The 11,897-nt window shown below is 35.9% G+C and carries 11 protein-coding genes; 7 read left to right on the forward strand and 4 right to left on the reverse strand.

Annotated features, from left to right (window positions below; genetic code table 11):
- The 4 genes from minD to B9T31_RS04860 all read right to left on the reverse strand — a co-directional run bounded on the left by minD (position 1) and on the right by B9T31_RS04860 (position 3,720).
- Positions 1-813 (reverse strand): septum site-determining protein MinD, encoded by an 813-nt coding sequence (minD, locus tag B9T31_RS04845; protein WP_086180836.1) that lies wholly within the window; start codon positions 811-813, stop codon positions 1-3.
- Between the two features lie 65 nt (positions 814-878).
- Positions 879-1,598 (reverse strand): septum site-determining protein MinC, encoded by a 720-nt coding sequence (minC, locus tag B9T31_RS04850; protein ID WP_086180837.1) that lies wholly within the window; start codon positions 1,596-1,598, stop codon positions 879-881.
- Between the two features lie 121 nt (positions 1,599-1,719).
- On the reverse strand, positions 1,720-2,781 hold the full coding sequence (locus B9T31_RS04855; RefSeq protein WP_086180838.1) for a hypothetical protein: 1,062 nt from the start codon (positions 2,779-2,781) through the stop codon (positions 1,720-1,722).
- 12 nt (positions 2,782-2,793) lie between these two features.
- Positions 2,794-3,720, reverse strand: a complete 927-nt coding sequence (locus B9T31_RS04860; RefSeq protein ID WP_086180839.1) for an acyltransferase — start codon at positions 3,718-3,720, stop codon at positions 2,794-2,796.
- Positions 3,721-3,950: 230 nt separating this feature from the next.
- Between B9T31_RS04860 and B9T31_RS04865 the strand changes: the two genes are divergently transcribed.
- The 7 genes from B9T31_RS04865 (at position 3,951) to B9T31_RS04895 (ending at position 11,629) form a co-directional block, all read left to right on the forward strand.
- Positions 3,951-4,601, forward strand: coding sequence for an OmpA family protein (locus B9T31_RS04865; RefSeq protein ID WP_086180840.1), 651 nt, complete (start codon positions 3,951-3,953; stop codon positions 4,599-4,601).
- Between the two features lie 130 nt (positions 4,602-4,731).
- Complete coding sequence (locus B9T31_RS04870) at positions 4,732-6,771, forward strand: UvrD-helicase domain-containing protein (protein WP_086180841.1); 2,040 nt, start codon at positions 4,732-4,734, stop codon at positions 6,769-6,771.
- A gap of 29 nt (positions 6,772-6,800) precedes the next feature.
- Positions 6,801-7,253 (forward strand): dUTP diphosphatase, encoded by a 453-nt coding sequence (gene dut / locus B9T31_RS04875; protein ID WP_086180842.1) that lies wholly within the window; start codon positions 6,801-6,803, stop codon positions 7,251-7,253.
- Between the two features lie 183 nt (positions 7,254-7,436).
- A complete protein-coding gene (locus tag B9T31_RS04880; protein ID WP_086180843.1) occupies positions 7,437-8,861 on the forward strand; it encodes a phosphomannomutase/phosphoglucomutase in 1,425 nt (474 codons plus the stop codon).
- Positions 8,862-8,871: 10 nt separating this feature from the next.
- Positions 8,872-9,780, forward strand: a complete 909-nt coding sequence (gene argB / locus B9T31_RS04885) for an acetylglutamate kinase (protein WP_086180844.1) — start codon at positions 8,872-8,874, stop codon at positions 9,778-9,780.
- A 119-nt stretch (positions 9,781-9,899) separates the two neighbouring features.
- Complete coding sequence (locus B9T31_RS04890) at positions 9,900-10,673, forward strand: GNAT family N-acetyltransferase (RefSeq protein WP_228145981.1); 774 nt, start codon at positions 9,900-9,902, stop codon at positions 10,671-10,673.
- Positions 10,674-10,780: 107 nt separating this feature from the next.
- On the forward strand, positions 10,781-11,629 hold the full coding sequence (locus B9T31_RS04895) for a class II glutamine amidotransferase (RefSeq protein WP_086180845.1): 849 nt from the start codon (positions 10,781-10,783) through the stop codon (positions 11,627-11,629).
- The last annotated feature ends 268 nt before the right edge of the window (positions 11,630-11,897 follow it).

An 11,897-nucleotide genomic window follows, 5' to 3' on the forward strand; every position in this document is an offset into this window, starting at 1 on the left:
TTAAGCTCCAAATAATCGTGCTAACCAACCTTTGGGTTTCGCCGTAATATGGCGATATTCACGGTCTTCACCAAGAAAACGTGCAACGAGATCATCGTAGGCTTGCCCTGCATCAGCATCACTATAAAGAATGACAGGTTTACCTTCGTTAGATGCCTGTAATACACTTTGGCACTCAGGAATAACGCCTAAGGTTGGGATACGTAAAATATCTTTAGAAATATCATCAATGGTTAACATTTCTTGTTTATCCGCACGTTCAGGGTTAAAACGTGTGATACATAGATGTTTACGAATACGTCCTTCGTTTTGTTCTACTTTTTTAGTTTTACTATCAAGCATTCCAATAATGCGATCTGAGTCACGTACAGAAGAAATTTCAGGGTTTGTAACAATTATCGCTTCATCTGCATGATACATGGCTAAGATCGCACCACGTTCAATACCTGCAGGTGAGTCACAAATAATATAATCAAATTCCTGAGAAAGCTCATCCATAACACGTGCAACGCCTTCATCTGTAAGCGCATCTTTATCACGTGTTTGTGACGCAGGTAAAATATAAAGGTTTTCCAGATCTTTATCGCGTATTAATGCTTGTTGTAATCTAGCTTCATTATTTAATACATTGACAAAGTCATAGACGACTCTACGCTCACAGCCCATAATAAGGTCTAAATTACGTAACCCAACGTCAAAATCAATAACAACAGTTTTGTGACCACGTTGGGCTAAACCTGTTGCAAAAGATGCACTTGTTGTAGTTTTACCTACGCCGCCTTTGCCTGATGTTACGACAACAATTTTCGCCACCGAATCCACTCCTGTTATGGTTGAAATCCCCTTATTATTAGGGGTTGTTGGTGCTTATTTGTACATTAATATTGAAGAGTATCGAACATGAGCTCTTGATGATCATTGAGATAGATGTGTACAGACTTTTTTATGACTTCTGGTGGAATGTCATCTGCAACACAATACGTCCCCGCAATGGATACTAATTCAGCTTCGAGTGAATGGCAAAATATTCTGGCAGAAGTATTTCCACCTACACCAGCAATAACTCTTCCTCGTACACTACCATATATATGTATGTTTCCAGAAGCAATAACTTCAGAACCGCTGTTAATACCAGCATTTATAATAATATCACCTTGATTTTGTACAAGACACTGACCTGTACGTAAAATTTCATCATGATAGGAGGTGATATGAGATAGTTTTGGTGTGGCTATTGCTATTGGGTTGTTATCAGATTTTACTGTTTCTTCATTTTTAATTTCAACAACCTGTTCTTTTTTCGCTTTAATCTGTTGAAGGTTCCGTTCTGGTGGAATAACAGGAAATTGAATAGCGCGCGCTTGATCTGCTAATAAACCTTCCGTGACAGCCATTGGTTGTAAGTCAAGATCAATTAATAATTGAATCAGTGCTATGAGTTCTTGCTCAACAGTACTTTCAATGACCGCTAAGGTACCCTGTGGTGCTGTTTTTTCAAGCAAAGGGGCTAATTGTTGTCGGATTGCATTATGATCATTCGTATCTAGGCTAATGCGAATAGCATTGACCATTCTGCCCTTTATCCGGATATCAGCCATAATTATTCCTTTAGACTTCTGACAATTGGATTAATGTCGAAGTTGAGTTGTCAATAAGAGCAAATGCTAGAGCAAATTGAATTAATTCTCTAGCATCATGATTAAATAATTTTGCGTTTGTTCACTCTTTGTTTTGTCTCGATTCATTTTTACTTTCATCCAATATTTGTTGCCAGTGTTTTATTTTCACTTGCTGTTGTATCGCATCTAAACTTTGGAATACAACAGATTCTACCAGTTCTTCAAGATGTGGGTTATTTTCAATTGGAATTTGACTAATTTTATCTGAAATGTATTGGTAATTTTTATTATTTTGCTGCGTATTATTTGTAAAGGGCTGTAGTAATCCTTGGGTGATATTTTCTCCTAATCTTTGTCCAATACTTTGAATTTGCTGTTCAATACGACTACCCACAATCGGGATTAGACGTAATAGTTGAGTGAGTTCAGGCGTATCTTCAATCGCTTTGTTGACAATTAAACCAACATCTTGCGCAATCATTCTGCGCTGTTGCTGTAATTCTCGACCTAAAGTTTCTTGTAAAATGTCGGTTAAAGTCAATGCTAATAACTGACGATGTTGATTAATAATATTGGTAATCAGTTGTTTGTGGGTTGTACTGGTCGTAAGTTCTGTACGTATGCCAGAGAGGACGGTCAGTACAATACGACTAGATAGCTCCTCCATTAAGAGGTTGTAATAAAAGTTAACTTGTTTATACCAACTTTTAGGGAAAATTTGATAACCATGTTCATGAAGTTGGTATGCGATAACCCCAGCACGTAATAAACGCAGAAAACGTAATTGAGGAATCACGGCTAAGACCTCATACCAATGTACAAATGGAAAAAAGAACCAACGTTGATGCTGCTTAAAAATAATTGCAATGATCCAGCGCATAATTAATTCGATAATCAATAAGCTGGTAAACCAACTTTCGGTAATGACCACCCACGGATGTAATTCCCCGCGATAGAAATACAAAATGTCAGAGATACGAAATAGGTCAAAGATCCAAGTTGCAAAGTCGCTCATTAAAATGGCATTTGAACTTAAGCAAAATAAGTTAATAATGATGAGAAATATCATGAACACATCATAAATTAATGCAATTTTCCACCCCCAAGAGCCTTCTGTAACAAAATTGAACGTAGGGGTGATGCGAGGCTTATTTGTACTCATGCTGTACTCTAATTAATTGATACTGGTCTTTAATTTTTGTTTCATATCACTGATGAGTTGATCTTTAACTTTCCATTGTTCATCTACCCAAATTTGAAAACGTTCTTTAAAACCAGCATCATCTTCATAATCTCCTTTTAAAATCCATGCTGGAATTTCAATTTTACGTAAGTTTACGGCAATTCTAGGAACTTCGCCTAACCAAAATTCACCATAACCAGGAACACCGTCAGGGTAGACAATTGTCATATCGACTAAGGCATCTACTTGATCACCTAAAATGTTGAGTGCAAGTGCTAAACCACCAGCTTTGGGTTTTAATAAATTTTGATAGGGTGATTTTTGTTGAGCATGTTTTTCTTGAGTAAAACGGGTTCCTTCCAAATAATTAAGCAAGGTAAAAGGTTGACTGAGTAATTGTTCGCATGCTTTACGGGCTTCATCCATGTCACGCATTTTTAAATCAGGATTTTTCGCAATTTGAGTTTTACTATGACGTTTCATCATCGGGAAACCTAAAATTTTAAATGCTTGACCAATGAATGGAATAAAGATTAGCTCCCATTTCGTAAAAAAACGTGTCAACGGCATACGCGTTAAACCAAAATATTGATTAACCGTTGTATCTACCCAACTTTGGTGATTACAGGTCATTAAATATCGACCTGTTAAGCTTAAGTCCAAATTAGGATCGATCGTAATATCCCACTGTGTATTGGGTAATACATGATCTATCAGCCAGTTATTAACACCTAACCAGCTATTGGTAATCTGAATATTAGTTTCATCAACTTTTTTAGATTTTTTAATAAGCTTGGTTAAACCGAGCGCAACCACAGCTGGACCATGAATAAAAGTACTTCCCGTTATAATTGTGCCGACCGTAAATCCAGTAGAAATTTTTTTTAACAATGACTGTTTGTGTAAGACATTTGCCATATTTTTCCTGTTCATACATTGAATTTAATATTTAATTTTAAATGTTGTTTGCTGTTTTAAAAAGCAATTAATGGATATCTATAGTAATAAAAATATGTTAACTATGGAAAATAAAGGAGAGATTGTGTTGTACAGTATAAAAATATTACGACTTTTTTACAAAAAGTCTATGTTCTGTACACGATTATAGTTCATACTTTACAGACAAAAACACAAAAAGGAGGCATGCAATGCGTGCACTTGCAATTTCAGCAATAGCTGGGGCGATGATTCTTTCAGGTTGCCAAACCACTGGTAATAACATTGGCGGTTTTGAATATGACAAAACTGCACTTGGTGCCGTAATTGGTGCTGCTGCTGGTTATGGTGTTTCGAAAGGAACGAATAATACGTCAAGTCAAAATAATCGCGCAGCGGCTATTGGTGCTATCGTTGGTGGTGCTGCAGGTCTTTATTTAGATAATAAAGAGAAAAAACTTCGTCAACAAATGGCTGGTACTGGCGTTGAAGTTAATCGTAATCCAGATGGTTCAGTTGGCTTAATTATGCCAGGTAATATTACCTTTGATACCAATAAGTCAAACATCAAGCCAAACTTCTATTCAACTTTAGACAAAGTTGCTCAAGTACTTGCTGAAGATAATAAGAGTGGTATTTTGGTGACTGGTTATACAGATAATACTGGAAATGATTCAATCAATATTCCACTTTCTCAAGCACGTGCACAAGCAGTTGCAAGCTATATTGAAAGTCGTGGTGTTTCTGCATCACGTGTGAATGTAAAAGGAATGGGTTCAGCAAATCCAATTGCAAGTAATAGTACTGCAGCTGGTCGCGAACAAAACCGTCGTGTAGAAATTAGTGTTTATGCGATTCAATAATTTGAATTAGGCTTTAAATTAAAGAACCACCTACGGGTGGTTTTTTTTTGAAAATTAAAAGATGATTTTACATTATGAAAGTTGTCACGAGATGTCTATAATCGAACCCGAATAAAAAAGAGGAAAGCGTATGTCACTTGCAAGTCAACTAAATGACAAGCAACTTGAAGCCATGAAACATACTCAAGGACCCTTGTTAGTACTTGCTGGCGCGGGGTCGGGTAAAACATCGGTGATTACTCGTAAAATTGCTTATTTAGTAAAAAATTGTGGTATTCCTGCGCATAGAATTACGGCAATGACTTTTACCAATAAAGCAGCACGTGAAATGAAAGAGCGTGTGACAAAATTACTTTCTAGAGAAGAATCGAAAGGATTGTCGGTTTCAACATTTCATACCTTTGGTTTAAATTTATTGCGGATCGAACTTAAGAATACGCCATTAAAAGCCAATTTTTCAATTTTAGATGCAGATGATTGTAAACGTATTTTAATGGATTTGATGCATCGTGATAATTTATCAGGTGCAGAAAGTAAAGAACTCATTGCTAGAGCGATGAAGATGATTTCAGATTGGAAAAATGATCTGATTCCACCAGAGCAAGCGCATACTACATGTGAGACGCCAGAAGATATTCAAATGGCGCATTTGTATCAATTGTACGAACGTAATTTACGTGCATATAACGCGGTAGACTTTGATGATTTGATTGTGATGCCAACACGCTTATTACAAGAAAATGCGGAAGTGCGTGATCGTTGGCAAAATCGTGTTCGCTATTTATTGGTTGATGAGTATCAAGATACCAATACAGCACAGTATATTTTGGTGAAATTGCTTGTTGGCGTGATGGGGCAATTCACGGCTGTGGGTGATGATGATCAATCTATTTATGCATGGCGTGGTGCAAAACCCGAAAATATGGCCTTACTTAAAGATGATTTTAGAAATCTGAAAGTAATTAAATTAGAACAAAATTATCGTTCTACTAGTCGTATTTTAAAAGCCGCGAATACGGTTATTGGGAATAATCCTCATATTTTTGATAAGAAGCTTTGGTCAGATAAAGGGCATGGTGAAGTGATTCGCGTGATCACTTGTCGTAATGATGATGATGAAGCTGAGCGTGTTGTTAAAGATTTAATCACCCATAAATTAATGAATGGAAAAAACTGGAAAGATTATGCGATTTTATATCGTGGTAATTTCCAAGCACGTATTTTGGAAACACAATTACGTCAAATGCAAATCCCATATAAGTTATCAGGCGGACAATCATTCTTTGCGCGTTCTGAAATTAAAGACATTATGAGTTATTTAAGGCTGATTATTAACCCAGAAGATGATAGTGCATTTTTACGTATTATAAATACACCTAAGCGTGCCATAGGCCCTGTCACTTTAGAAAAATTAGGTTTATTTGCACAGGAAAATAATCTTTCATTGTTAGCTGCGGCAGGTGATCAACGGTTAACGATGGTTCTACCTAAGAAAGCCATGACACAACTGGCTGAGTTTTCTGATTTCATTGCAGGATTTACCCGTAATTTACTTGAAGATGATGAGCCTGTACCAATTATCCGTCAAATGATGTTGGAGGCAGGGTATATTGATTATATCAAAGAAAGTGCTGCTACCCCTGCACAGGAAAAAACCAAGCTCGATAACATCGAAATTTTATATAGCAGTATTCAAAGTTTGATTAATCGAGCTGAAGATGTCGATGAGAAAAACATTGAAAGCGTTATTCGTAAAATGGTGTTGCTTGATATGTTAGAGCAGCAACAAGAAGAAGAAGATACAGATAAAGTGAATTTATTGACCCTACATGCATCGAAAGGGTTAGAATTTCCTTATGTTTATTTGATTGGGTTGGAAGAAGAAATTCTGCCACATAAAAACTCAATTGTCGCAGATACAGTAGAAGAGGAACGCCGTTTAATGTATGTCGGCATTACTCGCGCCCGTCAAGGTTTAACCATTACATTGGCAGAACAGCGTAAAGCCGGTGGTCAAATGAAGCAAATGACACCAAGTAGGTTCTTAGATGAGCTCCCACAAGATGAATTAGAGTGGCTTGGGCGAAAGAAAAAACTTGCAGGGAATATTGATCCTAAGTTGCAAGCTCAGCACTATTTAGAAAACTTACGTGCGCTTATTAAACGTTAATTATCCATTAAAGAATAGGAATTGAGTATATGAAAGTTCAAGTAAAAGTATTAGATCAGCGTTTAGGTGCAGAATGGCCATTACCTACTTATGCGACAACAGGCTCAGCAGGGTTAGATTTACGTGCATGTGTAGATGAAACAACGGTGATTCAACCTGGACAAACAGTTTTAGTCAAAACAGGTCTAGCGATTTATATTCAAGATCACAATTTTGCCGGTCTTATTTTACCTCGTTCAGGTTTAGGTCATAAACATGGCATTGTTTTAGGCAATTTAGTGGGCTTAATAGATTCAGATTATCAAGGTGAATTAATGGTGTCTGTATGGAACCGTAGCGAAACTGCATTTAGTTTAGAACCTGGTGAGCGTTTAGCGCAATATGTTCTTGTACCTGTGATTCAAGCTGAATTTGAGCAAGTAAAAGAGTTTGTTGCAACTGAGCGTGGTGCAGGTGGATTTGGCCATACAGGTAAAAATTAATTCTATTTAAGGATTACATGATGATGTGCGACAAATATGTTTTTGTAATTTTGTCGGATTTTAATTGAAATGTAACTAAAAATGCATTATTAAATATATATTTAGTTTAACTAAATATATATTTTTATAGTACTTGATTTTTGAATTACAAAAAGCCCATTCATTTTACGTATTGTTCAGCCTATGACGACCTTACATGCCATTTTCCCTTATCATATATTTAGAGCCTATGACATTCGGGGAAAAATAAATGTGCTCACAGCTCAAGTTGTTCAGGCGATTGCATATGGGTTAATTGAACAATTTGAAAGTATCAATCAATATGAAATCGTATTGGGCTATGATGCAAGATTAACAAGTCCAAGTTATGCTGCAATCATTGCAGATATGTTTAAATCTGAGAATTTTAAAGTGATTGAAATTGGATGCTGCTCTAGTCCAATGATGTATTTTTTTGCCCGTCAAACAGGTGGAAATGGCATTATGGTGACCGCAAGTCATAATCCAAAATCAGATAATGGCTTAAAATGGATGAGGAAAGGATTGCCTCCAACGCCAGAAATGATTCAGCAGGTCGCATTAATAGCTCATCAATATTATGATGCTAAGTTACAAATCACGAATGCATCGATTTCTCACCAAATTAATCAAGAATTGTGTTTACAGTATCAACAGGCATTATTGTCAGATATTCATTTAAAGCGATCATTTAAAATTGTATTGGATGGGATGCATGGCTCGGCAGGTTTTTTAGCTGAATCTGTACTAAAAAAGTTGGGCTGCACTGTAATTTCACTAAGATGTAATATTGATGGGAATTTTCCTGATAATGCGCCAGACCCTTCAAAAGAACAACATTTAACTCAATTAAAATACGCAATTAAAGAACAGCATGCCGATATAGGCATTGCGCTTGATGGTGATGGTGATCGACTAGTTATATTTGATGAAAATGCGCAGTTAATAACGGCCGATCGTGTTTTGTCACTCTGTGCTCAAATATGTTTAGAACAGCATCCACATGCAGAAATTGTATACGATGTAAAATGTTCGTCGATGGTTCGAAATACGATTCAGAATTTAGGAGGAATACCTAAAATGATTCGAACGGGAAGCACTTTTTTACGGAAATATTTAGCTCATTCAAACGGGAAAGCTGTTTTTGGTGGCGAATATGCAGGTCATTATGTCTTTAATGACGGCCGTGGTCATGGATATGATGATGGCTTATATGCAGCATTAAGAATTTTAGAATATTTAAGCTGTTCTTCTCATACAACGCTTTCAGCACTATTTCGTCAATACCCTGAACGGTGTAGCACAGAAGACACTTATATTAGTACCTATACAATAACGCCACAGCTGGTTTTAGATAATGTCGCTTTAAAGTCTCAGGCATTTGATGCACAAATGAGTAAAATAGACGGTATACGACTTGATTTTAAAGATGGATTTGGCATCATTCGAGCATCGAATACGGGTGAATATTTTACTGTTCGATTTGATGCGGATAATCCTGCACGTTTAAATGATATTCGAGGAGCATTTGCTGCGATGTTAAGCGATGATTATCCTCAAATTGCCCTAGATATATTAGATGCTCAATAAGGAGAGGTGAATGCCACATCAGCAACATGGTGTCGACAAAGCACAAATTTTGACAGAAGCTTTGCCGTATATTCAACGTTTTTCAGGTAAAACGCTTGTTGTAAAATATGGCGGTAATGCCATGACAGATCCAGCATTGGAAAGTTCATTTGCTCGAGATATTGTTTTATTAAAAACCGTAGGCATTAATCCTATTGTTGTACATGGTGGTGGTCCACAAGTTGATTCATTTTTAAAACAATTGGGTCGAGAATCTGAACGAATTGATGGCATGCGAGTAACCGATGCAGCAACAATGGAAGTTGTTGAAATGGTTTTAGGCGGAAGCGTGAATAAGTCAATCGTTAACTTGATCAATCAACATGGTGGACGTGCCATTGGTTTAACAGGTAAAGATGGTAATTTAATTCGTGCCCAAAAGTTATTAATGGAAAAAACGACTGAAGACGGTACAGTCCAGCAAATCGATTTAGGTTTGGTTGGTGAGGTTGTTAGTGTTAAAACTGATGTGCTTGAAATGTTCACCCAAAGTGATTTTATTCCAGTTATTGCGCCTTTAGGTGTAGATGATGAGGGTAATACGTATAATATTAATGCTGACCTAGTGGCTGGTAAAGTTGCTGAAGCCTTGGGTGCTGAAAAGCTTATTTTATTAACCAATATTACGGGTGTATTAGACGAAAATAAAAATTTGCTAACAGGATTGAGTACGCAAGAGGTTGATCGTTTAATTGAAACTGGGGTGATCTATGGTGGAATGATTCCCAAAGTTGGATGTGCTCTAGATGCAGTTAAAGGCGGTGTTGTAAGTGCTCATATTGTTGATGGTCGTGTACCGCATGCATCACTATTAGAGATTTTTACAGATCACGGTGTTGGAACATTAATTACCAATCAAGCGAAAATTAAAAAAACATAGTAGAGTATGAGCGTATTAGAGCCCGAATAGGGCTCTTTTTTATGATCGATTAAATTATATTTGTCATCATTTTGACATTGTATTCACCTAATGTTTTATAAAAAACTTAGGGTGTTTTTATGATGCTGAATGATTTAGATACATTTCGTCCACCTTCAAATATTCCTTTTCCTAAAAGAAATCATCCAACAATAAAATATCGTTTTGAATGGGCAAATGAACGCCATACATTAAATGAGATTCAAAAATTTAGAGCAATTCAATTTTCAGAGCAGTTTAATATTCAGTTTCCAAATGATTTAGATCAAGATGATTATGACTTCAATTGTCAACATGCCATTTTAAGGAATGCTTGGACCAATGAAATTGTTGCATATACGCGAGTTCGTTTTTTTCATGGTTTTGAAGTTGCACAGAGCTATAGTCAGCAAGAATTTAAGATAGATCAAATTTTTTTGAGCTCAGATCGGATTGTAGAAATGGGGAGAACTTGCGTACATTCGAAATATCGTTTTAGTCGGGCATTATCCATTTTATGGTCTCATATTTTTGATCAATTTATTACAAAAGTGAAAGCAGATTATTTAATAGGTTGTGTGAGTATAAAAATGTTGGGTAATGAGGCAAAAGCCTACTATACCCACCACGCGATACAAGCACTACCACCTGAACAAAGCTGTGATATACATGCTAAAAATACTTTTGAACTTGCCTATTCAACAGATTCATTTTCACAAAAAGAAAAAAAGATACCTAAGTTATTTGATGTCTATTTAAAAATGAATGGACGGTTATCCAAACAAGCATTTTATGATCGAGATTTTAATTGTTTAGATTATTTTGTATTAATGGACGTAAAAAAAATGCGAAAAACTTTTAGAATTGAGAGTTAACAGATATAGAAATATAGATATCTTTATTTATTTAGCGTTGTGATTTGCAAAAGAGATGTGATCTCATGCAGAATATTCCTATAAATAATTATGTTTGATTGAATTTTATGTGCCAGCTTCTTGGAATGAATTGTGCGACGCCAACAGACATCACGTTTTCATTTCGTGGGTTTTCACAGCGTGCAGGTATTACTTCGGATCATTCAGATGGCTTTGGTATTGCTTTTTTTGAAGATAAGGCATGTCGATTATTTGTAGACAATCAGTCTGCAGTTGAATCTCCAATTGCAGAACTTATTCGAAATTATCCCATTAAATCTCGAAATGTGATCGCGCATATTCGTAAAGCAACGCAAGGTAAAATTAATTTAGAAAATTCACATCCCTTTATGCGTGAACTTTGGGGAAGACAGTGGATTTTTGCACACAATGGCGATTTACATGGTTTTCATCCAGAACTTTCAGGACGTTATACACCTGTAGGAAATACCGACAGCGAACGTTCATTTTGTTATTTACTGGATCAGTTAGTGATGCATTTTGGATATAAAGAGCCTTTATTAGACGATATTTTTAATGTTTTATTAGATATTTCCCCTAAAATTGCTGAATATGGAACATTTAACTTTTGCCTATCGAATGGACAAGCTTTATTTAGTTATGCGGTCACTAAATTACATTGGCTAGTCAGAGAGTATCCATTTAAACCTGCACAATTAATTGACTTAGATGTTGAGGTTGATTTTAGTCATGTGACAACACCAGAAGATCGTGTTGCAGTAATTACCACTGAACCATTGACGCAGAATGAGAAATGGACAGCTTTTCAACCTGGTGAAATGATTTTATTTAAGGATGGCAAACCCATACAAATTCATATGACCCATATTGAACGTTTGGAGCGTGAACGTTTAAATCCAGCGTTAAAACGGATAACAAGAGCAGATCAGTATTAAAAATAGACAATTGAAATTTTCAAGTAATATTTCATATACAAAAATATATGAAATATTACTCTTTAGGAATGAATCTGTTATTTAGTTTTTGAGTCAAAAAAAATTAAAAATGACGCCGTAAATGATAATTTTTTAACAAAAAGCATGTTTTATTAAATAGATTCCTTTCAAATAATAGTGAAAAACAAAGAACAGCAATTTTGCGCAGCAAACTAAGGTTCGCTTTAGTTTGCTTTTTTTTTTGATTTTCCGTTATGAGAAGGGCAAA

This window comes from Acinetobacter sp. ANC 4558, from assembly GCF_002135375.1.
Taxonomy (GTDB): domain Bacteria; phylum Pseudomonadota; class Gammaproteobacteria; order Pseudomonadales; family Moraxellaceae; genus Acinetobacter.